This is a genomic window from Corynebacterium sp. UD i78, assembly GCF_056280545.1.
In genome coordinates, this window is sequence record NZ_JBWCED010000001.1 from 2,923,396 (window position 1) to 2,948,317 (window position 24,922).

General features: G+C 67.1%; 16 protein-coding genes. 11 read left to right on the forward strand and 5 right to left on the reverse strand.

From position 1 onward, the window contains the following. Positions 1-74: 74 nt before the first annotated feature. The 10 genes from ACZ9GM_RS13680 to ACZ9GM_RS13725 all read left to right on the forward strand — a co-directional run bounded on the left by ACZ9GM_RS13680 (position 75) and on the right by ACZ9GM_RS13725 (position 18,666). Positions 75-1,136: an alpha/beta hydrolase gene (locus ACZ9GM_RS13680; RefSeq protein ID WP_367273322.1), complete on the forward strand. Its 1,062-nt coding sequence runs from the start codon at positions 75-77 to the stop codon at positions 1,134-1,136. A 94-nt stretch (positions 1,137-1,230) separates the two neighbouring features. Continuing rightward, positions 1,231-1,944 (forward strand): PAQR family membrane homeostasis protein TrhA, encoded by a 714-nt coding sequence (trhA, locus tag ACZ9GM_RS13685; protein ID WP_291475415.1) that lies wholly within the window; start codon positions 1,231-1,233, stop codon positions 1,942-1,944. 345 nt (positions 1,945-2,289) lie between these two features. After that, the gene (locus tag ACZ9GM_RS13690) at positions 2,290-4,269 is read left to right on the forward strand and encodes an alpha/beta hydrolase-fold protein (RefSeq protein WP_476038158.1); all 1,980 of its coding nucleotides are present in this window, start codon (positions 2,290-2,292) and stop codon (positions 4,267-4,269) included. Then, positions 4,269-4,817, forward strand: a complete 549-nt coding sequence (locus tag ACZ9GM_RS13695; RefSeq protein WP_476038159.1) for a DUF732 domain-containing protein — start codon at positions 4,269-4,271, stop codon at positions 4,815-4,817. The genes ACZ9GM_RS13690 and ACZ9GM_RS13695 overlap by 1 nt, the downstream gene beginning before the upstream one ends. A 495-nt stretch (positions 4,818-5,312) precedes the next feature. After that, a complete protein-coding gene (locus ACZ9GM_RS13700) occupies positions 5,313-8,129 on the forward strand; it encodes an alpha/beta hydrolase-fold protein (RefSeq protein ID WP_476038160.1) in 2,817 nt (938 codons plus the stop codon). Between the two features lie 233 nt (positions 8,130-8,362). Continuing rightward, positions 8,363-9,313: a cutinase family protein gene (locus ACZ9GM_RS13705; protein ID WP_291475423.1), complete on the forward strand. Its 951-nt coding sequence runs from the start codon at positions 8,363-8,365 to the stop codon at positions 9,311-9,313. Positions 9,314-9,418: 105 nt separating this feature from the next. After that, on the forward strand, positions 9,419-11,296 hold the full coding sequence (locus tag ACZ9GM_RS13710) for a FadD32-like long-chain-fatty-acid--AMP ligase (RefSeq protein WP_476038161.1): 1,878 nt from the start codon (positions 9,419-9,421) through the stop codon (positions 11,294-11,296). Positions 11,297-11,471: 175 nt separating this feature from the next. Next, entirely contained in the window at positions 11,472-16,412 is a 4,941-nt protein-coding gene (gene pks13 / locus ACZ9GM_RS13715) for a polyketide synthase Pks13 (RefSeq protein WP_476038162.1), read from the forward strand. Between the two features lie 16 nt (positions 16,413-16,428). Then, entirely contained in the window at positions 16,429-18,036 is a 1,608-nt protein-coding gene (locus ACZ9GM_RS13720; RefSeq protein WP_291475428.1) for an acyl-CoA carboxylase subunit beta, read from the forward strand. A gap of 240 nt (positions 18,037-18,276) precedes the next feature. Next, a complete protein-coding gene (locus tag ACZ9GM_RS13725; RefSeq protein ID WP_476038163.1) occupies positions 18,277-18,666 on the forward strand; it encodes a hypothetical protein in 390 nt (129 codons plus the stop codon). A 441-nt stretch (positions 18,667-19,107) separates the two neighbouring features. Here the strand turns inward: ACZ9GM_RS13725 and ACZ9GM_RS13730 are convergent, their stop codons facing one another. From ACZ9GM_RS13730 to ACZ9GM_RS13740, 3 genes are all read right to left on the reverse strand, one after another. Beyond that, entirely contained in the window at positions 19,108-20,493 is a 1,386-nt protein-coding gene (locus ACZ9GM_RS13730) for a DUF6114 domain-containing protein (RefSeq protein WP_476038164.1), read from the reverse strand. Continuing rightward, positions 20,493-21,062 carry a DUF6230 family protein gene (locus ACZ9GM_RS13735; protein ID WP_291475434.1) on the reverse strand — a complete coding sequence of 190 codons (570 nt, stop codon included), beginning with the start codon at positions 21,060-21,062 and terminating at the stop codon, positions 20,493-20,495. Before ACZ9GM_RS13735 ends, ACZ9GM_RS13730 begins: the two co-directional genes overlap by 1 nt. Positions 21,063-21,193: 131 nt before the next feature. Next, a complete protein-coding gene (locus ACZ9GM_RS13740; RefSeq protein ID WP_291475436.1) occupies positions 21,194-22,390 on the reverse strand; it encodes an MFS transporter in 1,197 nt (398 codons plus the stop codon). 56 nt (positions 22,391-22,446) lie between these two features. Between ACZ9GM_RS13740 and ACZ9GM_RS13745 the strand changes: the two genes are divergently transcribed. Further along, on the forward strand, positions 22,447-23,373 hold the full coding sequence (locus ACZ9GM_RS13745) for a LysR substrate-binding domain-containing protein (protein ID WP_476038165.1): 927 nt from the start codon (positions 22,447-22,449) through the stop codon (positions 23,371-23,373). On the opposite strand, the gene ACZ9GM_RS13750 is transcribed toward ACZ9GM_RS13745, so the two are convergent. Further along, complete coding sequence (locus ACZ9GM_RS13750; protein ID WP_291475440.1) at positions 23,357-23,782, reverse strand: DUF3054 domain-containing protein; 426 nt, start codon at positions 23,780-23,782, stop codon at positions 23,357-23,359. The genes ACZ9GM_RS13745 and ACZ9GM_RS13750 overlap by 17 nt on opposite strands. A 9-nt stretch (positions 23,783-23,791) precedes the next feature. Beyond that, complete coding sequence (locus ACZ9GM_RS13755) at positions 23,792-24,886, reverse strand: lysylphosphatidylglycerol synthase transmembrane domain-containing protein (RefSeq protein WP_476038366.1); 1,095 nt, start codon at positions 24,884-24,886, stop codon at positions 23,792-23,794. Between the last annotated feature and the right edge of the window lie 36 nt (positions 24,887-24,922).

Here is a 24,922-nt window from a genome sequence, read left to right on the forward strand (position 1 = left end):
CTCCGTGACAGACGAGAGTTCCGTCCAGACCTGGGTTACACCCGCTGGTCCGGAGCCGACACCAGGAAGAGAGAATGATGACGACACGTACCGGTAAGCACAGGTCCGCCACCGGCTCGTTGGGGCGCAAGGTCGTGGCCCTGATCACCGCTGTGGCCGCTGCGCTGGGAATCGCCGCCGTCGCCACCCCGGCGGCCTCCGCCGACGACCGGGCGATCCTGGGACCGCGTTGCAGCTGGAGCAACTACAACTACTGGATCCAGAACTGCTGGTTCTATTCGAACGCCATGGGTCAGGATATTCAGGTCCAGATCAAGCGCTCCAACAGCGACGCCGCGGTCTACATGCTCGACGGTCTGCGCGCCCGTGACGACTGGAACGGCTGGACCTGGCAGGGCAGGATCGGCGACGTCTTCGAGAACGACGACGTGAACGTGGTCATGCCGGTCGGTGGTGCCTCGCAGTTCTACGCGGACTGGGTCGGCAACTTCGGTGGAAACACCACCCCGAAGAACCCGAAGTGGGAGACCTTCCTCACCCGCGAGCTGCCCGACCAGCTGCAGAGCGGCTTCGGTATCTCGAAGAACCGCAATGCGGTCGTCGGCCTGTCGATGGGGGCCACAGCGGCTCTGAACCTCGCCGGCCGTCACCGTGACCAGTTCAAGCAGGTCACTTCGCTCTCCGGTTACCTCAACACCACCTGGCCGGGCATGTACCTGGCCCTGCAGTTCGCGATGAACCAGGGTTCCCAGGGCGCGAACATCTGGGACATGTGGGGCAGCCCGGTTGACCCGGTCCGTTTCCAGAACGACCCGATGCTCAACGTCGCCTCGCTGCGCGGTATGCCGGTCTACCTGGCCTCCGGTGCCGGTATCCCGAACGGTGGGCAGGACATGACCAACTTCTTCAACGACCCGATCGGTGGAGTCTCCGGCATCCTGCTCGAACAGATGGCCGCAAGCCAGACTGTCCGCTACGAGCTCGCCGCGCGGGTCGCCGGTGCGAATGTCACCGCGAGTTACCCGCTGATCGGAGTCCACAACTGGACGCTGTGGAAGCCGGAGCTGCAGAAGGCGCGCAACTCCATCCTCGATGCGTTGAACGTCTGCTACCGCGGTGGCAAGCTCATCTGCTGACCTGGGGTCCGGGCGAGCTGTCCGGGCACCTGCACCCCGGGGCGGTTTCCTCTGTCAGGAAACCACCCCGGGGTGTTCCCGTTAGAATGTGCACATGACCTCACCCGTGGTGCCCGATTCCCGGCCCTCCCACAGAACGCGGCGCCCTCCCGTCGACCGGGGGCTACGTCCGCTACTGCGAGGCCGGCTCCACGAGAACTCGGCCTGGTACTTCGCCGGTACCGGCACCGCACTGGTGGTCACCGCGTTCAGCCTCCACGGCGCCGGCACATTGTCCTGGGTGACGCTGCTCTACGTCGCCTGCCTGGTGGGTCTGTTCACCGTCTCTGCGCTCTACCATCGCGCGCCGTGGCGCAGTGAGGCCACGGTGCAGGCGTGGCGACGCGCCGACCATTCGATGATCGCCGTGTTCATCGCCGGCACATACGGGCCGGTGGTGGTCTACAGTTTCGGCTCCTGGTCGGACGGTCTGTGGGTACTGCCGGTGTGCTGGGTCGCGGCGATCGCCGCCGTGGCGCTCAATATCTTCTGGATCGGCCATCCCCGCTGGGTCGATGTGGTGGTCTACCTGGTCCTCGGCTGGGTCGCGGTGCTGCGTCTTCCCGGCTTCGTGGACGTTCTGCCTGCGGTCGCCGGCATTCTCATCGTCGTCGGTGGTCTGGTCTACTCGGCCGGGGCGGTGGTCTACGGGCGCAAGAGTCCGAATCCCTCGGACCGGTGGTTCGGTTTCCACGAGGTCTTCCATGCGGCGACGGTCGTGGCGGCGGCGCTGCACCATGTGGCGATCTGGCTGCTCATCCTCGACTGAGTGCCGCGGAGCGCGCGCCGGGTCGGACGCGGGGGAGCGGGTGGTAATACCCGGGGCACAGTATCCGTTGGTGTTCTGTGTGCGGGTTCTGGCGCCACGTCGGGTCTGTTACTCTGGACCCTAACCTTCAACTAAAACTTTAGACTTCTGGCGTGTCAGCACTGAGACGCCGGGGCAGGCGTCCATAATGGCTCCTGTCACACCCCCGGTTCACTCCGGCCTCCGCCGGTGAGTTCGGGCCCGTGCCGTCGACACTCCGAGTGGGAGGGGAACCCGCTCGGAGCGGACGCGGCAGGTGGCCCGCCGGCCCCTGATGTACGAGACCTGAAGAGGAAAGAACGGAACATGAAGCCATTCGCCGCGAAGAAGTCCCCCTGGGCCCGTGATACCCGTGGTATCCGTGGCGCGCGACGGGTGACCACTGCCGTGCTCGCCCTGCCGCTGTCCGTGGCCGTCGCCCTGCCGCTGGCCACCCCGGCCGCCGCCCAGGAGAACGCCCCGCAGCCCAACCCGTCGATCTTCGGCGACATCGTCGACCCCGATTCGGTCCCGGAGCGCATCCCGCAGTCCATCCAGGAGCAGGATCTTCCGGGGCTGCCCGACGGCGTCTCCGTGGAGAAGGTCGAGTGGCTCACCGACCGGTGGGCGAATGTCTACATCAACTCCGCCGCCATGCCCGGCGAGCCGGTGAAGGTCCAGATCCTGCTGGCCCGCGACTGGTACAACCAGCCGGACAAGACCTTCCCGTCCGTCTGGGCCCTCGACGGCATGCGCGCCCGCAACGACGAGTCCGGCTGGACGCTGTCCACCAACATCGCGCAGTACTACGCCGACAAGAACGTCAACGTCGTCATGCCTGTCGGCGGTGCCGGTTCCTTCTACACCGACTGGGACAAGGAGCAGAACGGCGTCAACTACAAGTGGGAGTCCTTCCTCATCAACGAGCTCCCTGCGGTGCTCCGCGAGGGCTGGCGCACCAACGAGCAGCGGGCACTGACCGGCCTGTCCATGTCCGGTACCGCCGCGGTCAACCTCGCCGCCCACAACCCGGGCATGTTCCAGTTCGTCGGCTCGTTCTCCGGCTACCTGGACACCACCTCCTTCGGCATGCCGATGGCCATCGACTACGCCGTCAACGACACGAGCGGCCTGTCCGCCACCAACATGTGGGGCCCCTACGGTTCCGCCCGCTGGAACGAGAACGACCCGAAGCAGCTGGTCGACAAGCTCAAGGACTCCACCGTCTACGTCTCCTCCGGCAACGGCAACGCCGGTGCCTATGACGTTGAGGGCCCGATTCCCGGATTCCCGGAGAACCCGGCTGCCTGGGGTCTTGAGGCGATGGCGAACCTGACCTCGCGCACCTTCGTCTCCGCCGCGAAGAAAGCCGGCGTCGAGGTCATCGAGAAGTTCCGCCCTTCCGGCACCCACGACTGGCCCTACTGGCAGTACGAGATGACCCAGGCCTGGCCGTACATGGCCAAGACCTTCGGTCTCTCCGACGAGGACACCGGCGCCACCTGTGCCCCGGTCGGTGACATCGCCAAGACCGCCGACAAGTACAGCAGCCAGCTCGGTACCTGCATCACCAACGAGTACGACGCCAAGGACGGCGGCAAGGTGCAGGACTTCCGCAACGGTCGTGTCTGGTGGAAGCCGTCCACCGGCGCCCACGCCACCTGGGGCCGGATCAGCGCCCGCTACTCCGAGATGGGCGGCGCGGATTCCTGGCTCGGCTACCCGACCTCCGAGGAGATCACGATCGCCAACGGTCGCGGCCGTTTCGTGAACTTCGAGAACGGGGCGATCTACTGGACCCCGGAGACCGGCGCTGTCCCCGTGAAGAAGGACATCATCGACTCCTGGGGCCAGACCAACTGGGAGAACGGCCCGCTCGGCTTCCCGACCGAGGCGGCAGTCGACATCGACGGCGGTCAGTGGCAGAAGTTCGAGAACGGCGTCATCCTCCGCAACAAGGACGGCAAGGTGAACTACGTCCAGGGCGTCATAGCGGCGAAGTACATCGCCGACGGCGGCCCGTCGCAGTCCGGTCTCGGCTTCCCGACCTCGGGTGAGAACAAGATCAACGGTGGTGCCTTCAGTGAGTTCGACAGCGGCAACATCTACTGGTCTGCCTCCACGGGTGCGCACAGCCTCTCCCGGGGCGACATCTTCAATGCCTGGGGCGAGGAAGGCTACGAGCAGGGCAAGTTCGGCTACCCGACCTCCGACGAGACCGAGGAGAACGGCGTGCGGAAGGTCACCTTCCAGCACGGTGAGATCCGGATGGTCGACGGCAAGATCGAGAAGGACTACAAGGGCTGATGCTCATGCGTTTCCGTGCCACCCGTACCACCCGTACCACCCGTGCACTGAGTGCCGGCGTCCTCGCGCTGGCCACCGCCGGGGCCCTCGCGGCCTGCGGTGACGACTCCTCCACCGCGGAGAGCGACGACTCGGCGTCCTCCGGCCCGTCGCAGGTCGTGCCGGCCAACCCGACCACCTCGGGTGAGGTCGTGACCACGACTCCGAACCCGCACTCGGACGGCGGTGACTCCGGTTCGGGCGACGCCCAGGACGGCGGCATCTCCGAGATCACCGAGCTGCCCGAGGCGTCCGCCGTGCGTGGCGAGGAGGACGACGCCTTCCTCGATGAGCTCAAGGGCAAGAACATCGACATCGGAGACCAGGTCCTGCAGGACCAGATGATCGCCGCCGCCCACGAGCAGTGCCTGGCGAACGAGGAGGGACGCGACAGCTTCGCTGTCCCGGCCATCGCCGGCCAGCTGCAGGCACTCGGCGAGACCGACGAGGACCCGGAGGTTGTGGCTGAGGCCATCAAGGCCGCCGCAGAGGCCAACTACTGCGGATGATCGGGATCTGATCAGCTGCCGACCAGGCGCTGGTCAGTCCATGTTCAAGCGGGGTGGACGCCAGTTGTGACCGTCGGGGTCACCTGAAGCGTCCGTGAGGGTGGGGTGAACACGCTACGATCATCAGGAGAACCTGACACTTCCTGACCTAAGACGCCGCGGTGCCGTTGCCGCGGTCCCGGTTCTCTGCTCCCTGTCCCTGTGGGGACTCAACGGCATCTACGGCAGCGGGTACTCCAGCGCCTGGCTACAGAAGAACCGTGGCGACATCCGGTCGACGTACGGCGACAAGAACATCATGCTGGTCCTGCCGGTCGGCGGCCAGGCGTCCTTCTACCCGGTCTTCCGGTGGGATGATCCGGCGGCAATGCAGCGCCTGTGCAGCACATCGGGCCAGTGACGGGCTTTTGACGCCGTGCTACTTTTACTTCCGTCACATCTGTCACAGCGTCGGCCTCCGTGCCGTTGCTGCTGTCGTTTCAGGAAGAGTTCCCCATGCGCCCCACCTCGCAGCAGTCCCGTCACCGCAAGTCTCGCCGTATCCCGAGATCCGTTCTCGCCCTGCCACTTGCTCTGGCACTCGCCGTGCCGGTGGCGGTTCCGTCTGCCGGCGCAGACGAGGAGCCGGCGGCAGTCGGCGATACTCGCGCTCAGACCCTGCAGGACGCTCCAGAGGCGCTCATGGACTCGCCTGATCAGGTTCAGGACGAGGGTCGTGGTGTCCGCGCACCGGAGAACTCTCCGCTGGCCTTCATGGACCCGGGTGATGCCCCGGACCGTGGCATCATGCGAACCACGGTGCCGGACAACTCCGGCCTTCCCGACGGCACCTCCGTCGAGAAGGTCGAGTGGATCACCGAGCGGTGGGTGAAGCTCTACATCCATTCGTCGAACATGCCGGGCAGGACGATGCAGGTCCAGATCCACCTGGCCCGCGACTGGTACAAGGACCCGGAGCGGACCTTCCCGTCCCTCTGGCAGCTCGGCCCGCTGTACAGCCGTGAGGACGAATCCGCCTGGTCCTACTCGACTGATGCCGTGAGCTTCTACTCGGACAAGAACGTCAACGTCGTCATGCCGATCGGCGGCGGCGGAACCTTCTACTCCGACTGGGTCAACGACGTCGACGGTAAGCCCATCAAGTGGGAGAGCTTCCTCATGGACGAGCTCATCCCGATTCTGAAGACCCAGTGGCGCACCAATGACAAGCGCGGCATCAACGGCCTGTCCATGGGCGGCACCAGTGCCGCCGTCCTCGCTGCCCGACACCCGGACAAGTTCAACTTCATGGCGTCCTTCTCCGGATACCTGGACACCACGTCCGTGGGCATGCCGCAGCTCTTCGGCATGATCGACAAGGAGGCCGGCTACGACGTCACCGACATGTGGGGGCCGTACTACAGCCGTCAGTGGCGTGAGCATGATCCGAAACTGCTGGTCCGCGGTATGAAGGGCATGGGTATCTACGTCGCCGCCGGTAACGGGTTCACCGGCGCCCACGACAATCCGGGCGTGTTGCCGTCGGTTCCCGCTGACCTGCGGTCGGCGACCATGGAGTCGATGGCACGTGTCACCTCGCAGAGCTTCGTCAACGCTGCCAAGGTCGCCGGCGTCGACGTGACGACCCGGTGGCGCCCGACCGGTACCCACATCTGGCCGTACTGGACCCACGAGATGAAGGAGTCCTGGCCGATGGCGGCCCGGTATCTCGGTCTCGGGGAAGAGGATGAGGCTGTGGAGTGCGAGTCCACCGGCAAGTTCGCTGAGGCGGTTGAGCGCTACCAGACCAACCAGAACAACTACGACCTCGGCGACTGCATCAGCGAGGTCTATGAAATCAAGGACGACGACGGCGAGGTCATCGGTGCCGCTCAGGACTACCGCAACGGTGTCCTGTACCTCAAGGGTGGCGAGGTCGATGACACGACCGCAGGTGCCGACGAGGCTGTCGCCACCTGGGGCCGGACCAGTGCGAAGTACCGTACCGAGGGTGGCCCGGCCGGCTGGCTGGGCTGGCCGGTCGAGCCCGACTCCCGGGGCAAGGGAGGCGGCGCCTGGGCGCAGTTCGAGGAGGGCTTCATCTACTGGTCCAATGTCCAGCAGGGCGCCGGCCCCGTCACCATGAAGATGGATGTCTACGACGAGTGGGCGAAGACGAACCACGAGTACGGTCCCTACGGCTACCCGGTGTCCGGGGAACGGGACATCACCGTCGACGGGAAGACCGGACAGATCCAGGACTTCGAGGACGGTGCTGCGGTCCGGTTGCCGGGAGACGACGAAACCTCCGGAGCCGTGCGTCTGCTGGCCGGCGGCATCGCCGAGCGCTTCGAGGACCTTCCCGCCGCCGACCGCGCCCGGCTCGGCTGGCCGACCAACTCGACCGGCACGATGTACGACAACGTCGGAAAGTTCAACGACTTCGACCACGGTGTCGTCTACTCCACGAGCTACGGCGACTACGTCCTGTATCACGGCCCGATCTTCAACCACTACAAGGGCCAGGGCTTCGAGGGCGGTGACCTGGGGAAGCTCGTCTCCGACGAGACGATCAACGCCGACGGTTCCCGCGTGGCGGAGTTCGAGGGCGGAACCGTGCGGGCGGACGCAGAGGGCAACATCACCACGGATGAGTCCAATTCTGCCGTCGAGAACAAGTACGACTCGCTGACCCGGGAGCAGAAGGAGGCTCTCGGTACCGCGGTCAACAACAATCCCTGGGATTCGGGGACGACCCCGGCCTCCCCACAGGGCACCTCCGGGCGCTACCAGAACTACGAGAACGGCGTCATCTACACCTCGCACCTTGGTACCTACGTCATCGTGCACGGTACCGTGTGGGACGCCTACTCCGCACAGGGCAATGAGTCCGGTCCGCTGGGCTTCATCACCGGTGACTACTTCGGGACCGGCACTGCGACCTTCGAGGGCGGCACGTTGACCGAGGAGGATGGCAAGGCCATCGAGACCGGCACCACTGCCGCCATCGACGCGAAGTTCGAGGGCCTCTCCGAGGAAGTCAGGGAGGCTCTCGGTGAAGCGGGGTCTTCGGGCACGACGCCCAAGTCTCCGCAGGGCACCTCCGGTCGGTACCGCAACTACGAGAACGGCGTGATCTACACCTCTGACCTCGGCACCTACGTGATCATGCACGGCAAGATCTGGGACTACTACGCCGCACGGGGCCACGAGTCCAGTGATCTCGGCTTCATCAAGGGCGACTACACCGGAATCGACGACGCCCCCGGGTCCGTGGAGTTCGAGGGCGGCACGCTGACTGTCAATGCAGCCGGGAACGTCACCCGCTCCTAGTTGCCCCGTTGCCGACACAGGAGGGGTGTCGGCATCGTGGGACGGCAGGATGGGACATCGGCCGGAGACCATCCTGCGGCCCCACGACGCGGACATGGGGTGGGGAGCCCGGCAAAGGGGCGGGTGAGGGCGCGTCCTGGCGTCATACCTAGAACCCACCAGCCCCACGACTACCACCCCGATCACGGGTACCTGCCAGCGACCTGCCAGCCCGCACGGGTAGCGTCGTATCAATGAAGAAGACTCTCACCGTTCTCGGTGTCATCGTGCTGGTCGTCATCCTCATTGTCGGCGTCGGTCAGTGGATGTCCCGCACTGATGATGGCCAGCCCGGTCCGACCACTACCGGTGCCTCGCCCACGCCCGGCACCGATGTCGACCAGCCGGACAGCTGCCCGGCCTACGAGGTCATCTCCGCGCCCGGTACCTGGGAGTCCAATGCCGACGATGACCCGGTCCACCCCACGGCCAACCCGAACTCGCTGCTCCTCGGTGTCACCAACCCGCTGCAGGAGGCCTACGGCGGAGACGCCACCGCCGACGGCGCGAACGGGGGAGTGAAGGTATGGACCCTCCCGTACGCGGCACAGTTCCGCAACATCAACGCCCTCGGCGAGATGAGCTACGACGATTCCCGCAACCAGGGCTACGACCGGATCGTGGAGGAAATGTCCGCCACCTACGCCGAGTGTCCCGGAACGCAGTTCATCCTCACCGGATTCAGCCAGGGCGCGGTGCTCACCGGTGATCTCGCCACCGAGATCGGCAACGGGAACGGGCCGGTCCCCGCCGCGAACGTCGCCGGCGTCTCCCTTATCGCCGACGGCCGCCGCGAAGACGGCAAGGGCACTCTCGTCGGCAGCCCGGATGTCCAGGGCATCGGTGCGGAGATCGCGCTGAGCTCCGTGAACCTCCTGGTCCAGCCGATCGTCCCCGGTGCGACCATGCGTGGCCCCAGGCCGACGGGCTTCGGCGAACTCCAGGACCGCGTCAACCAGTTCTGCGACCCCGCCGACCTGGTGTGCAGTGCCCCGCGCGATATCGGCAACGCCGTCGCCCGCGCCAATGACCTCATCGCAGCCAACGGCGTCCACGCCCAGTACTCCACCAACGGCAATGTCGTCCCCGACGCGACCGTGCCCGAGTGGATCGTGAACTGGGCGAAGGACATTATCGACAGTTAGATCCGTTTTGTAGCGGTGTCCATAACAATTCAGCGCCGCGAACCGTTAAGGTTTCTGGGAGAAACTCGATCACTCCCCGCCCAGACAAGAACCACAGGAGACCACATGGACGTCAGCGCAGCGATGCAGCAGTTCTACGACGACAAGGGAAACATCAGAATCCCCGACCAGCTGACGCTCTCGGGCATGAACGAGATGCTCTTCGCACTGGCCGGCATGCAGGGCACCGCCGATGACGTGCTCTTCCGTTACCACGATTTCTCCTCCTCCCGTGAGGGTGAGGTCATTGAGTGGACCCGCGCCCAGGTCAACACGAAGATCAAGGCCGTCAGCGTCCGCCTGAAGCAGGTCACCACCCCCGGCGACCGCGTCGCCATTCTGGCCAACAACAGCCCCGAGTACCTCATCGGCTTCGTCGGCGCCCTCTACGCCGGTACCGTCCCCGTGCCGCTGTACGACCCCACCGAGCCGGGTCACGGCGCCCACCTCACCGCCGTTCTCTCATCCTCCACCCCGACCGTGGTGCTGACGAACAGGAACTCCGCGGCGGACGTGCGCAAGCACTTCTCCGACCTGCCCGCCGGTGAGCGTCCCCGCATCCTCACCGTCGACGCCCTCCCGGACTCGCTCGCCGAGGACTGGGAGAACCCGATGACGCTCTTCGCCGAGCACCCGGAGCTCGCCCCGAAGGCCGGGGACCCCGCCTTCCTGCAGTACACCTCCGGCTCCACCCGCGCCCCGGCCGGCGTGGTCCTCACCCACCGTAACGTCGTCACCAATGTGCTCCAGGTCTTCCAGGCCGGGCAGCTCCAGATGCCGATGCGCCTGGTCAACTGGCTGCCCTTCCACCACGACATGGGCATCATCCTGGCGTCCTTCTGTCTGATTCTCGGCATCCCGCAGGACATCATGAGCCCCCGCGACTTCATCCAGGACCCGGGTCGCTGGATCCGACAGCTCTCCGAGAAGGGCACTGTCGGCGAGGACGCCGTCAACGTCTACGCCGCCGTGCCGAACTTCGCCCTGGAGCTCGCCGCCCGCTACGCGAACCCTGCCGAGCGTGAGGATCTCGCCGATGTCGACCTCAGCCACGTCGAGGGCGTCATCAACGGTGCCGAGGCCGTCAGCCTCCAGTCCATCGACCGCTTCCAGGATGTCTTCGGCCCCTACGGTTTCGTCCGCTCCGCCATGCGTCCCTCCTACGGCTTGGCCGAGGCGACCGTGTTCGTCTCCACCCCGCAGACCGAGAACCGCCCCCTGCTGCGCGTCTTCGACCGCGAGGAGCTCTCCGCCGGACGCATCGTCGAGCTGCCGGAGTCCGAGAGCGACTCCGACAAGGCCATGGCCATCGTCTCCGTCGGCGCCCCCGGCCCGAACGAGGCCGTCGTGGTCGTCGACCCGGAGACCGGTAAGGAACTACCGCTGGGCTCCGTCGGCGAGCTGTGGATCCACGGCAACAACGTCGCCGCCGGCTACCTCGACCGCGACGAGGAGACCGTCGAGACCTTCCGCAATGAGCTGCCGGAGGCCAACCGCCTCGACGACAGTGCCGCCGCCGGCCTCCCGGAGGACAACTGGCTGCGCACCGGCGACCTCGCCACCATCATCGACGGCGAGATCTACGTCACCGGCCGTATCAAGGACCTCGTCGTGATCGCCGGCCGCAACCACTACCCGCAGGACATCGAGGCCACCGCCCAGGAGGCCACCGACCAGATCCTCCGGGACGTCATCGCCGCCTTCGCGCTGGACACCGGCGCGGATGTCGAGGAACTCATCATCATCGCCGAGCGTGACCCGGAGGCCGACCCCGCCGGGGACGCCGACGCCGTCGCTGCGGTGCGCTCCGCCGTCACCTCGGTCCACGGCGTCCAGCCCACCGAGGTCCGCATCGTCGAGCAGGGCAGCATCCCGCGGTCCTCGGCCAACAAGATCGCCCGTCGCGTCGCCTCCAAGCTCTGGACTGAAGGCGTTTTCGCATAGCGTTCACAGCCCGCCACAGTTTCTGACCGGTATGCTGTACATCCGGCTGAATGTAGCGATCCAGCGGTCACCGTCGATATAACCTCGACGGTGGCCGCTTCCGATCGTTGCGTACCCCTACCGCCCCAGTCCGATCCGTTCGAATCACCGCCCAGAAAGGCGACGCTCCCGCTTTATGTCGACCACGCCTGCAAGTGCCCCCACCACCGTCCCGGAGATGCGTGCCTGGTTGCACGACTGGGTTGCCACGACCACCGGTCTGGACGCCGCGGAGATCACCGACGACCGCCTCATGGAGGAGTTCGGCCTCTCCAGCCGCGATGTCGTCGTGCTGTCCGGTGACCTCGAACGGCTCACCGGCATCAGCCTCGACGCCACCGTCGCCTACGAGCACAACACGATCGCCGATCTGGCGTCCTACGTGATCAACCAGGCAGGCGCCAGCATCACAGGTGCCGGGGAGTTCACCGGGGCGGCGGGCGCCGGGGCACTGGACCCGGAGGACCGGCAGGTCGCCGTGGTCGGCATGGCCGCCCGCTACCCGGGCGCGGAGTCCGTGCGTGACATGTGGACGCTGTTCGAGCAGGGGCGCAGCGGGGTCGGTGACCTGCCTGAGGGCCGGTGGAGCGAGTTCGACGGCGACCCGGAGATGGTCCGCCGCATGAACGAGGCCCAGCTCACCGGCGGCTACCTGCAGGACATCGCCTCCTTCGACAACGAGTTCTTCGGACTCTCCCCGGTCGAGGCCGCGAACATGGACCCCCAGCAGCGCATCCTGCTGCAGCTGACCTGGGAGGCCCTCGAGGACGCGCACATCCCGGCGAACACCCTGCGTGGCACCAGGACCGGCGTGTTCATGGGTACGTCGAACAACGACTACGGGATGCTCATAGCCGCCGACCCGACTGCGGCCCACCCCTACGCGCTGACCGGCAACTCGACCGCCGTCATCGCCAACCGTATCTCCTACGCCTTCGACTTCCGCGGCCCCTCGATCGCGGTCGACACTGCCTGCTCCTCCTCTCTCGTCGCGGTCCACGACGCCGTCGCCGCTCTGCGTGCCGGGGAGGCGTCCGTCGCCGTCGCCGGTGGCGTGAACATCCTCGCCAACCCCTTCGGAACCGTCGCCTTCTCCGAGCTGGGCGTGCTCAGCCCGACCGGCGGCATCCGCGCTTTCTCCGAGGACGCCGACGGCATCGTCCGCTCCGACGGGGCCGGCGTCCTCATCCTCAAGCGTCTGTCGGACGCCCGCCGTGACGGCGACGACATCCTCGGCGTCATCGCCGGCTCCGCCGTCAACCAGGACGGACGCTCCAACGGACTGACCGCCCCCAACCCCGAGGCGCAGGTCGACGTGCTCCGTCAGGCCTACTCGGACGCCCGCATCGATCCGGCCACCGTCGACTACGTCGAGGCCCACGGCACCGGCACGATCCTCGGTGACCCGATTGAGGCCGGTGCCCTGGGCCGCGTCCTCGGCGCCGGGCGCGACAACGCCGACCCGCTGCTGCTCGGCTCGGCGAAGACGAACTTCGGCCACACCGAAGCCGCCGCCGGTGTCGCCGGCATCATCAAGGTCGTCGAGTCCATGCGCCACGGCATGCTGCCGCAGTCGCTGAACTTCACCGGCCCGAACCCCTACATCGACTTCGACCGTGACCACCTGGAGGTCGTCGAGGACCCGCGCGAATGGCCCGAGTACTCCGGCCATGCCGTCGCCGGTGTCTCCGGCTTCGGCTTCGGCGGAACCAACGCCCACGTCGTGGTCGTCGATCCGGCCGGCGCCGCCGAGGCAGGGGAGAAGGACGCAGAGAAGGACGCCGCCTCCCTCCCGCTGTTCGACACGACGGCCGAGGGCATCCCGCAGCTGCTGCCGGTCTCCGGGCTGCTGCCCTCCCGCCGCCGCACCGCCGCCGGTGACGTCGCCGCCTGGCTGACCGGGAAAGGTGCGAAGGCGGACCTCGCCGCCACCGCCCGCACCCTGGGCCGCCGCAACCACGGCCGGTCCCGCGGCATCGTCCTCGCCCATGACACCGAGACCGCCGCCGCAGGTCTCGAACGTCTCGCCAACGGGAAGAAGGGCGCAGGCATCTGCGTGGCCGACAGCCCCGACCGGGAGGGCACGGTGTGGGTCTACTCCGGCTACGGCTCCCAGCACCGCAAGATGGGCAAGGAACTCTGCGCCCTCTCGCCGCGCTTCGCCGCCCGCGTCGCCGAGATCGCCGAGGTCATCCGCGCGGAGTCCGGCTGGGACCTCCTGGCGCTCATCGACGATGACGCCCAGAACTTCGACCTCGAGTCCGCCCAGGTCGGCATCACGGCCATCCAGATCGCCCTCACCGACTTCATGAAGTCGCTGGGTGCGAAGCCCGCCGCCGTCGTCGGCCAGTCCATGGGCGAGATCGCCGCAGCCTATGCCGTCGGTGGCCTGTCCATGGCGGACGCCGTGCGCATCGCCTGCCACCGCGCCCGTCTCATGGGCGAGGGTGAGCGGCTGCTACCCGAGGACAAGCTCGGTGCGATGGCCGTCATCGACCTCGGCGTCGAGGAACTCACGCAGTTCGAGGCCGACCACCCCGAGTTCGCCGCCGTCGAGCCGGCGGTCTACGCCGCGCCGGGCATGACCACCGTCGGTGGCCCCGCCGCCCAGGTGGACGCCCTGGTCGCCCACTTCGAGGAGGAGGGACGCTTCGCCCGCAAGATGCAGGTCAAGGGTGCCGGGCACACCAGCATGCTCGATCCGATCCTCGGTGAGCTGCATGCCGAGATCTGCACCGTCGAGGCACACCCGATCCATACGCCGCTGTACTCGACCGTCGACAAGGGTGTCGTCTACCGCCCCGGGGACGCCCCGCACGACGCAGACTACTTCGTGCGCTGCACCCGTCAGCCGGTGTGGTTCGAGGCCGCGACCGCAGCCCAGTTCGAGGCGGGTTTCCGCACCTTCGTGGAGTTCTCCCCGAACCCGGTGGCGCTGATGCCGATGATGAACACGGCCTTCGCGAACAATGCCGGTGATTCCTCGCTGATGTTCCTGCTCAAGCGCAAGGAGCCCAGCGCCGACACCCTGCTGGCCACCGTCTCCGAGCTCTACGTCCGTGGCGCCGACATCGACTTCGCCGAACTGTCCGACGTGCCCGGACTCTCCGGCGCGAAGCGCTACGCCGAGGTGCCGGGCGTGCACTGGAACCTGCACCGTCACTGGACCGAGGCCCGACCCGGGGGCGGCGCGGTCCGCGGCATGCCGGGTGCGAAGGTCTCCCTGCCGGACGGCCGGACCGCCTTCTCCGTGCCGGTCTCCGAGGTCACCTCGATCGCCGCACTGGCCGAGGCTGCGGTGTCTTCGGTGGTTGCCGGGGCGCAGGTCAGTGCCACCGAGACCTACGGTGCACTCACCGGCGGTGCCGGTGACGAGATCACCACGATCATCCAGCGCACCCTCGGCGGTCTGAACGTCCAGATCTACGCCGTCACCAACGACACCACAGGCGGGGCGTCCACCCTCGTCGGTGAGGCCTTCGCTCCGACCACCGGTGGGTCGTCTGCCGCAGCCGGCGCCGCTGCGGCCCTCACCGCATCCGCAGTGGAGACCACCTCCCCGGCCGCTGCCGCTGCCCGGCAAGCGAACACCGGCGCCGCCGCCCACGCTCTGCCGACCGTGGACACGGACGCCGTGCGCTGGAACCCGGAGTCCGGTCAGTCCGTCGCCGACCGGCTGAAGGAGATCGTCTCCGAGTCCATGGGCTACGACGTCGACGACCTGCCCGGTGAGCTGCCGCTCATCGACCTCGGTCTCGACTCGCTGATGGGCATGCGCATCAAGAACCGGGTCGAGTACGACTTCGACCTGCCGCCGCTGAACGTCCAGGAACTGCGCGACGGGTCCGTGGACTCCGTCATCGCCATGGTCGAGGCGCAGGTCGCCGCGAAGGCCACCGGCGAGACTGCTGAGGCTGCCGAGGCTCCTGCTGAGACGGCCGAAGCACCCGCCGAAGCGTCCTCGGAGGAGAAGGACGCCGGGCCCCAGGGTGTCGGCGTCGCCCCGCGTGATGCCGCCGAGCGCATGGTCTTCGGTACCTGGGCCTCACTCACCGGCGTCGCCCCGGCCGGAGTCACCAGCCCGCTGAACAGCATCGACGAGGCGACCGCCCGGAAGATCGCCGACCGGATCAACGAACGTTCCGGTTCGGAGATCACCGTCGCGCAGGTGCTGGAGGCGGACTCCGTCGAGCCGCTGTCCGACATCGCCCGTGAGTCACTGGAGACAGAGGTCGAGGGGAATATCCGCGTCCTTCGTGAGCGTCCTGAAGGATCCCGACGCCCCGCCGTGTTCATGTTCCACCCCGCCGGCGGCTCCTCGGTGGTATACGAACCGCTGACCCGTCGCCTGCCCGCCGACGTGCCGGTCTACGGCGTCGAGCGTCTCGAAGGCACCCTCGACGAGCGGGCCGAGGCCTACGTCGCCGACATCACCCGGCTGGCCGACGGGCTGCCCGTCGTCCTCGGCGGCTGGAGCTTCGGTGGTGCCCTGGCCTACGAGGTCGCGCACCGACTGGAGAAGACCGACGTCACCGTCGGTCACCTGGAGCTGCTCGACCTGGTCCAGCCGCTGCACCCCGCCCCGGACACGAAGGAGGAGATGCACGCCCGCTGGGACCGCTACTCCGCCTTCGCCGCCAAGACCTACGGTATCGAGCTGCCCGTTCCGCACGACCTGCTCGAGGAGCAGGGCGAGGAGGCGCTCATCGGGATGATGACGATGTTCCTGCAGAACACCGACGCCTCCGAGCACGGCCTGGCCGCCGGTGTGCTGGAGCACCAGCGCGCCAGCTTCGTCGACACCCGCATCCTCAACACCCTCGACTTCCACCGTTGGGCGGATGTCACCGCACCGGTGACGCTCTACAAGTCCGAGGGCATGCACGAGGGCGCGATCGAGCTGGAGCCGAGCTTCGCCGAGATCGCTCCCGACGGCGGCTGGGGCGGCATCGTCGACGACCTGGAGATCGTCCAGCTCGCCGGCGACCACCTCGGCGTCCCCGATGAGCCGGCGATCGGCATCGTCGGTGCCGGTATCGTCGAGCACCTCGACGAGATCACCGCCGCACTGGGCTAGCGTGGGAGACGTGAGTATGACTGAGAATTCAGCAGACAACACGGCAGAGACGCCGGCCGACCGCTACGCGCCCGGGTCCGGGCGCTCCACCGCGGAGAAGCTGGCGGACCTGCAGCGCCGCACCGAGGAGTCCCTCGACCCGGGCAGTGAACGCGCCCGGGCCAAGCGCGATGCAGCAGGTCACACCACCCCGCGTCAGCGTATCGACGAACTGCTGGACCCCGGCTCCTTCACTGAGATCGGGGCTCTGGCGCGGACCCCCGGTGACGACGAGGCGCCCTACGGCGACGGCGTCGTCACCGGCTACGGCCGGGTCAACGGGCGTCCCGTGGCGGTCTACTCCCACGACAAGACCGTCTTCGGCGGTTCAGTGGGCGAGACCTTCGGCAACAAGGTGTGCGAGGTCATGGACTTCGCGACCCGTATCGGGTGCCCGGTCGTCGGCATCAACGATTCCGGCGGAGCCCGCATCCAGGACGCCGTGATGAGTCTGGCGATGTACTCCGAGATCTCCCGGCGTCAGCTGCCGCTGTCCGGCCAGTCGCCGCAGATCTCCGTGCTGCTCGGCAATTGCGCCGGTGGTGCGGTGTACGCCCCGGCGACGACCGACTTCCTCGTCGGCGTCGAGGAGCAGACCACCATGTTCGTCACCGGCCCGGCGATCATCGAGTCCGTCACCGGTGAGAAGATCAACATGCAGGACCTCGGTGGTGCCCGGGTGCAGGCCGAGCGAGGCAATCTCAGCTACGTCGCGCCAGACGAGGCGGATGCCTTCGCCTACGTCCGTGACCTGCTCGACCATCTTCCGTCCTCGGCTTTCGAGCCGACGCCGAAGTTCTGGGCGGTGGGCGACGAGCCGAACGATGTCGATGCGGAGCTGCTCGACGTCGTCCCGGACGACCCGAACGCCGGTTACGACATGACCGACGTTCTCACCCGCATCTTCGATGACGAGCACTTCCTCGAGGTGCTGCCGGACTTCGGCCAGAACATCATCACCGGCTTCGCCCGTGTGGACGGCCGGTCGGTCGGTGTGGTCGCCAACCAGCCGATGCAGCTGGCGGGCTGCCTGGACGCGGACGCCGCGGACAAGGCCACCCGTTTCATCCGCATCTGCGACGCCTACAACGTGCCCCTGGTGTTCGTCGTGGACACACCCGGTTACCTCCCGGGTCTGGAGCAGGAGAAGGTCGGCCTGATCCACCGTGGCGCCAAGCTCGGCTTCGCGATGGTGGAGTCGACCGTGCCGAAGGTGACCGTGGTGATCCGCAAGGCTTTCGGCGGTGGCTACGCGGTGATGGGGTCGAAGAACCTCGGCGCCGACATGAACTTCGCCTGGCCGACCGCACAGATCGCCGTGATGGGTGCCGAAGGTGCCGCGGTGATGATCCAGGGACGCCAGCTCGCCGCCCTGCCGGAGGAGCAGCGTCCGGCGGCGAAGAAGATGTTCATGGACTTCTACAACGCCAACATGACCAGCCCCTACGTGGCGGCGGAGCGTGGCTACGTGGACGCCATCATCGACCCGGCCGAGACCCGGCTCAGGATCCGTCAGTCGCTGCGGATGCTGGCGAACAAGCAGGTGCCCGAGGTGCCCAAGAAGCACACCATCATGCCGTTGTAGTCATTGCGGCAATGAGGGCCACCTGTCGATTCGGGGGAGGCCACCCGGTCTGATTCAGGGGTGGTCAGGTGGCTCTTTACGCTGGTGGCTCCGAAGCATTCCACTCAGTGGGAACAGCGGGCAGCGCGAGGTAGGGGATGGCGGTTACTGTGAGCGGCGGATGTGACTATCCGCCGTGTACACCTCTCACGATCCGCACACCTCAACTTTCTCCCCTACCTCGTAAGGACGGTTCACCACATGTCTCGTTCCACCCTTTCCTCCCGTTTCACCCGTCGTGCCGGTGCCGCCGCGCTGTCGGTGGCCACCGCTGCCGCACTCGCTGTCCCGGCCGCCACCGCTGATGAGGCGGACGCCTCCGGCTCCGCGCTGCCCTCCTCCGAGTCCACCGACACCGACTCCGAGGGCTCCGCCGACCCGTCCTCCGGCTCCTCCGAGGAGACCCCGGGCGACGACACCGACGCCCCGGAGACTCCCGAGACTCCCGAGGCTGAGGGCTCCGACGGCGCCGACGTCATCAGCTCGCTCGCCGAGACCGACTGGGTGACTCTCTTCAAGGTCCTCGCGGCCTTCTCCAGCGGCACCGTTCTCCAGCTCTACCCTGGCGGACGCCGCACAGCTCTCCGCTGACTCCGGCATCGAGCTGGACGACGTCATCGGTTCTGTCTCCGACGCCGTTGCCGGCAGCTCCGATGAGGGCGACGACACCGGTTCCCCGGAGGCTCCCGAGACCCCGGAGACCCCCGCCGAGTAAGAACGGCCCCAACCGTCTTCTGCTTGGACGAAGCCCGGCACCCCTCCTGGGAGGGGGTGCCGGGCTTCGTTCCGTTCACAGGCGTACAGGCTCGCGTCCTCTGGAACCCCACATGTACGGAAGTAGCGCCGAGGAGTCGGCACTGCGCCGTCCGAGCGACTTCCCGGCACTACTTCCGGACAGCTGGGGCTGGGGCGGAACCGGGACAACTGAGACAGAGGCAGCGTCATGTGACTGATACCGAGCTCGCACACGGAGAAGCCCGGCACCCTCATGACTGAGGATGCCGGGCTCACCGGCGCCGGGGAAGGGAAGAATCAGTCCCGGATCGCGTGGTAGGGACCGGAGTCCTTCCACTCATGGATTTCTGTGGTCGGGGCTTCAAGCTTGTCAGCCATGACCAGGTAGGTGTCCATGCGTCCGTTGAGGATGCGGGTCTTCTCGGACAGCAGATCCGGCAGACCCAGACCGATCTTCGAGAGCTCCGCCATGATCTGTTCCGGTGCCCAGTCCGCGTCAATGGTGATCGGGATCTGGGTGTTCTGCCCCATCAACTCCAGGGTCATCGTCACCTTCTTGACGAAGATGTGGAAGTTGCCGGACAGGGTGGTCGTGCCGCCCCGGGTGTCCTGCATCAGATCGGTACCACCCGCTGCATTCGGGAACTGCACCTTCAGGTTGCCCAGGACCGTCTCGTCAGAGTCGATCCGCATCGCCTGCTTCGGCCCCTGCAGGGTGTCGATGGTCACGAAGGACATCTTCATGTTCGGGGTCATCGCGGTGGTGTCCGCCTGGATGACGAACGGGGAGCCGGTCGGAGTCCCCATCCCGGGGACGGGCTCCGGGGGAGCGACATTCAGGCCGGGGATCTCGACGCCGAGGGCATCCAGACCACCGTCGATCTGGTCCTGGAGGTCATTGCCGTCCAGAGACGGGAGCTGCGGGGTCGGGATCTCCGGCAGCGACGGCAGGCGGGGGGTGTTGTTGCTCTGTTCCTCGCCGTCGCCCTCGTCGCCGGTGCCGTTGTCACCACCGGGCAGGCCCGGGATCGTCGGCAGCTGGAGATCCGGCAGTGCCGGCAGCTGGGCGTTGGCGTCGGGAGTGCTGGAACCCAGACCGACGGTCAGGGCAGCGACGACAGCGGCGACAGCGGCACCGGCACCACCGGCGGCCTTGGCCTGTTTCTTCGCCTTCTTCTTGTCCTTCTTGGACTGCTTCTCGGCCTTCGCGTCCTCCTTGGACTGGGGGACCCACGCCAGAGCGAGAGCGCCACCGATCACGGCGAGGAGGGTACCGATGAAGAAACCGCCGAGGTTGGACTGCGGCAGGGCGACGATACCGAGGATCATCGCGGCCACGCCGGTGAGGATGCGCCCTTCGCCACGGAACCAGGTCATCAGCCCGCAGACGATGAGCAGGATGCCGATGACCAGTGTCGAGACGCCACCGATGGTGGAGACCTGGATCTGGATGTTCGAGACGCTGAGGGCGAGGTACGCCGGGGTGAGGATCCACGCTCCGGAGATGATCATGAGGAGACCGGCGGCGAAAGCGCGCTGCCTACGCCAGCGGGTGAACCGGCGGTTCCCCTTCTCGAGTTTCTCTGACCGGGACTCTCCGGTGGAGTCCTTCGCCGGGTCCTCAGCACCGTTCACGGGCGCGGTGGCGTCCGTCGGGGTGTCGGGGGTGGAGGCGTCGGACATCAGCAGTCGGCCTTGTCCGCGTCGACGACGGACACCTGGGAACCGGCGGCGGTGAGCTCGTCGGCAGCGATCGAGGTGGCCTTGATCTTCTGGTCGAAGGCGTGGATCGTGTCGGCGGCGATACCCCATTGGCCGGCGCCGGCACTGTCGTCGAGCTGGGAGGCGTCCACACCGATCTGCGGGTTGGTGAGGGTCATGCCACCGTTGAGGCCGGGGGCACCGATGACGAGATTGTCGGCGCTGAAGTTCTGGCCCGGGACCTTCATCTGGAACTTCTTCTCACCGAGGCCCGGGAGCTTGATCGGGGCGGCCATGCACAGGTCGGTGACCTTGGCCTTGTTGAATTTCAGCTTCGCGACGGCGACGTCGCCGCCCTCGAGCTTGTCGTTGCCGACGAAGATGGCGACACCTTCACCGTCGAGGCCGGTGACAGTCTGTGAGAAGATGGTGTTGGACAGTGCCAGGTTGGCGGAGATACCGCCTTGGGCGACGGCGACGCCCATGCCGCCGGTGGCCAGGAGTCCGACGGCGAGAATGCCGGCGAAGCGCTTGCCCTTGATATGTCCCATTGTGTTTCCTCCGTAGACGCCCCGTCGGCGTCCGTCAGTATGGTGTCGGCGGTCAGTCCGCCTCGTCCTGTCCGGATCATCCTAGCGCTCCGCAACGTTTTTCTTGCGCAATGTGGATATTTTCCCCGTAACTATCGGCGGACGGTGCGCTGACCTGCCCGGATCGTGAGCATCAGTGCGAGGATCTGTATCCCCGTCAACGCCAGAACCAGGGGAATCCATCCCAGGTCGAAGACATGGCCGAGACTCCAGCCCAGGATCGACGACCCAAGGTAGTAGCTCATCACGTAGGTGGAGGACGCTTCGGCCCGGTCACCCTCTGCCCGTGCCCCGACCAGCGAGGACGCTGTGGAGTGGGCGGCAAAGAAGCTCGCGGTGAAGATCAGGACGCCGACGACGGTGACCCACAGGTTCGGGACCAGGGCGATGAGCAGTCCGACCACCGAGAGGAAGGATGCCCCGGTGAGTACCTGTCCAGACCCGTATTTCGTCGCCAGCGCCCCGGCCCGTGCCGACGACCAGGTGCCGGAGAGGTACAGCAGGAACACCATCCCGGCCCACAGTTCCGAGAGCCCGAACCGGTCGGTGAGGCGGAACCCGAGGTAGTTGTACAGCGAGACGAAGACTCCCATGAGAAGGAACGGCAGGATGAACAGCGGTACCAGTCGGGGGTTGCTCCAGTGCCGGCGGAAAGCGTTGATCTCGTGACGCAGGGTGATCTTCTTCGGGGTGAAGTTGCGCTGTGCGGGTAGGGCCCAGGCGCACACGACGGCGAGCAGGAAGGCAACGGCCGCGCCGGCAAGTGTCGCGCCACGCCAGTCGGTGATCTCCAGGAACCAGGAGGGGATGAGGCGTCCGAGCAGGCCGCCGAGGGTGGTGCCGGCAATGTAGAGGCCCATCACGCGGCCCAGGTGGTTGGGGTGGATCTCCTCGGCGAGGAAGGTCATCGTCACGGCCGGTACCCCGGCCACGGCGATGCCCTGCAGGGCACGCAGAGCGATCAGGGATCCGATACCGGGAGCCAGGCAGAGCACCAGGCTGAGCACGGTGGCGGCGAGGACGGAGACCTGGAGGACGCGGCGGCGTCCCACCCGTTCGGAGATGATGCTCACCGGCACGACGGCGACGGCGAGCAGTCCGGTCGTCGCCGAGACGGTCAGCGCGGCGGTGGTGGGGGAGACGTGCAGATTCTCGCTGATCGAGGGCAGCAGTGCCTGGGTGAGGTACATGGCGTTGAAGGACGCCAGGCCGGCCGTCGCTGCGGCGACCATGACGCGCCGGTAGCCGGGGTCGCCGGGGGAGAGTCCTGTCTCAGTCATGGATCCCATGGTGCACCGCGGGTTTTCCTCCACAAAATGCAACAGACACAGGATACTGTCCCGTTATGCGCATTGATGATCTGGGATGGTTCCTCGACCTCGTGGAGACCGAGAGTATGGCGGACACCGCCGCGGCCACCGGCCTGAGCCAGTCCTCCCTGTCCCGTCGGCTCGCCGGACTGGAAGCCGAGGTCGGTACCGGCCTCTTCGACCGGCGGGGACGCATCCTCGTGCTCAACCACCGGGGCGAGATCCTTGCGGCGGCCGCGCGGCGCACCCGCGACACCTGGTGGGACGGTGTCGAGGAGGTCCGCCGGGTCGTCGACCCGGAACGAGGCACCGTCCGTCTGGCATTCATGCACTCGCTGGGCACCTGGATGGTCCCCGACCTGCTGCGGTCCTGGCGTGCGGAGCATCCCACGGTCCGCTTCGAGCTGGTCCAGGGCGCGGCCCGCGAGCTCATCGACCGCGTGGTGGAAGGTGCGTCCGACCTCGCACTCGTCGGTCCGGAGCCGGTCGGTCAGATCCGCGCCGGTCAGGTGCGGTGGCAGGAACTGGCCCAGCAGGGCCTCGGACTGGCGGTCCCGGAGGGCCATCCGTTGTCGGTGGACACGGCGGGGCGACCCCGTACCACCATCGCCCTGGGCGAGGCGCGGGACGAGCGCTTCATCGCGATGCTGGAGGGCTTCGGCACCCGGATGATCCTCGACCAGCTCAGTGAGGACGCCGGCTTCCGCCCTACCCTGGTCTTCGAGTCGATGGAGCTGACTACGGTGGCGGGACTCGTCTCGGCAGGGCTGGGTGTGGCCCTGCTGCCGCTGGACGACCCCAACCTGCAGTTGCCCGGGATGCAGGTTATTCCGCTGGACACCGGCCGACGTCGCGAACTCGGTGTCGTGTGGTCAGCGCACGGTACACCGGCCCCACCGGTTGCGGCGTTCCTGGATTTCGTGGTGGGTGGTGTGACCGGTGGGGTCAGTGCCGGGCGGTGACCCGGGATATCACGACGCGCCACCCGATGAGCAGCACGATGAGCATCACCGCGGCGACGATCATGAAGGACCAGTGCGGGATCTCCGAATGGCGCAGCGCCCAGAAGAGCATGCCGACAACCCAGGTGACCCCGACGATGACCCAGCCGGAACCGGGGGCCGGATGGATGCGTCCCGCAACGAGAAGGCCCCAGACCAGGGCGACGCCGATGAGGAAGGGCCAGGTCGTGTCGAGCCAGCCGGTGAAGGACAGCGGCAGGTCATCGGAGTTGTGCGCGATCCGGGCCAGGAGAGCGAAGACCAGGACGGCGATCACGTCGGCGATGATGGCGTTGCGGGTGCTGAGCCCTGCCGTGGCGGAGGTCGGACCGACGGGCTCGGTGGTGCTTCCGGCGTCTCTGTTGGACATGCCGACAGTCTAGTTCGACGGAGGCCGGGCCGTGTCCTTACCGTCTGCACCGGGGGAGTCGCTCTCACCCCGCGCCGCCGTCCCGCTGGCGATCTGGCGCAGCGTGGGGGAGTGCTGGGTATCCACCGAGTCACGGACGAAGTTCCAGAGGAACACCAGCCAACCGATGATCGCCAGGCCGAGGAAGCTGATCATGCGGAAGACGATCACCGCTGCCAGAGCCTTCGCCGAGCCCATCTGTGCCGCACCGACGAGCATGCCCACCAGGGCGGCGTCCACCGGTCCCAGACCACCGGGGGTGATCTGGGCCTGGCCGACGAGCTTCGCGGTGATGAACGCGAGCACCACGCCGGCGATGGACGGGGTCGCACCGACCGCGTGGACGCAGAACAGCAGGCACAGGATCTCGGTGACCCAGTTGAGCAGCGACAGGATGACCGACCACAGCAGTTTCGTGGGGGGAAGCTCCACGGCGCTGAGCTGGTCGGAGAAGCCACGGATCTTGTCGTGCCAGCGGCCCTCCGGCGCCTTGCGCTTCCGGTTGAACCAGGTCAGGACGCGCAACAGGCCGGACTCGACCTTCTGCGGATGCTTCGCGACCCAGTTCATGCCCCAGGCGAGCAGGCACAGGATGACCAGGGTGAAGGCCATGGAGTACGGGTGGACGTCGGCGCTGAGGAAGAACATCGCGCCGAAGCCGAGGATCGCCATGCCTGCGCCGGCCAGCGCGCCGGACAGCACCATGTACCAGCTGGCGATGACCGGGGTGGCACCCCATTTGAGCTGTTCACGGAAGATCATCGCCGCCGAGATCGCCGGGCCACCGGGGAAGGTCGCCGACCAGGCGTTCGCCGAGAGCCCGAGGGCGTTGGCGGTCGTGCGCTTCACCTTCACGCCGGCAGACCGGAGCAGGACGACCATCACCTCGGCCTGGGCGATCATGGCCAGGGCCATCGCCACGCAGGCGGTGACGACGTACCAGTTGTTCGCCTTCTTGATGGCCTCCCAGCCGTCGTAGAAGAGGTGGTAGTGGCCGCGGGCGGCGAAGGCGATGATGACGAGAAGTGCGAGTGTCAACAGTGCGCGGACACGGAAGTCCTTCATGAACAGCCTGAGGCGCTTCCAGCTGGAGGTCTCCCG

Coding starts and splice junctions, on each gene's coding strand:
- ACZ9GM_RS13690 (WP_476038158.1), top strand. CDS start 2,290: ATGAAGCCATTCGCCGCGAAGAAGTCCCCCTGGGCCCGTGATACCCGT.
- ACZ9GM_RS13720 (WP_291475428.1), top strand. CDS start 16,429: ATGACTGAGAATTCAGCAGACAACACGGCAGAGACGCCGGCCGACCGC.
- ACZ9GM_RS13745 (WP_476038165.1), top strand. CDS start 22,447: ATGCGCATTGATGATCTGGGATGGTTCCTCGACCTCGTGGAGACCGAG.
- ACZ9GM_RS13700 (WP_476038160.1), top strand. CDS start 5,313: ATGCGCCCCACCTCGCAGCAGTCCCGTCACCGCAAGTCTCGCCGTATC.
- ACZ9GM_RS13750 (WP_291475440.1), bottom strand. CDS start 23,782: ATGTCCAACAGAGACGCCGGAAGCACCACCGAGCCCGTCGGTCCGACC.
- ACZ9GM_RS13710 (WP_476038161.1), top strand. CDS start 9,419: ATGGACGTCAGCGCAGCGATGCAGCAGTTCTACGACGACAAGGGAAAC.
- ACZ9GM_RS13680 (WP_367273322.1), top strand. CDS start 75: ATGATGACGACACGTACCGGTAAGCACAGGTCCGCCACCGGCTCGTTG.
- trhA (WP_291475415.1), top strand. CDS start 1,231: ATGACCTCACCCGTGGTGCCCGATTCCCGGCCCTCCCACAGAACGCGG.
- pks13 (WP_476038162.1), top strand. CDS start 11,472: ATGTCGACCACGCCTGCAAGTGCCCCCACCACCGTCCCGGAGATGCGT.
- ACZ9GM_RS13695 (WP_476038159.1), top strand. CDS start 4,269: ATGCTCATGCGTTTCCGTGCCACCCGTACCACCCGTACCACCCGTGCA.
- ACZ9GM_RS13735 (WP_291475434.1), bottom strand. CDS start 21,062: ATGGGACATATCAAGGGCAAGCGCTTCGCCGGCATTCTCGCCGTCGGA.
- ACZ9GM_RS13725 (WP_476038163.1), top strand. CDS start 18,277: ATGTCTCGTTCCACCCTTTCCTCCCGTTTCACCCGTCGTGCCGGTGCC.
- ACZ9GM_RS13755 (WP_476038366.1), bottom strand. CDS start 24,886: ATGAAGGACTTCCGTGTCCGCGCACTGTTGACACTCGCACTTCTCGTC.
- ACZ9GM_RS13730 (WP_476038164.1), bottom strand. CDS start 20,493: ATGTCCGACGCCTCCACCCCCGACACCCCGACGGACGCCACCGCGCCC.
- ACZ9GM_RS13705 (WP_291475423.1), top strand. CDS start 8,363: ATGAAGAAGACTCTCACCGTTCTCGGTGTCATCGTGCTGGTCGTCATC.
- ACZ9GM_RS13740 (WP_291475436.1), bottom strand. CDS start 22,390: ATGGGATCCATGACTGAGACAGGACTCTCCCCCGGCGACCCCGGCTAC.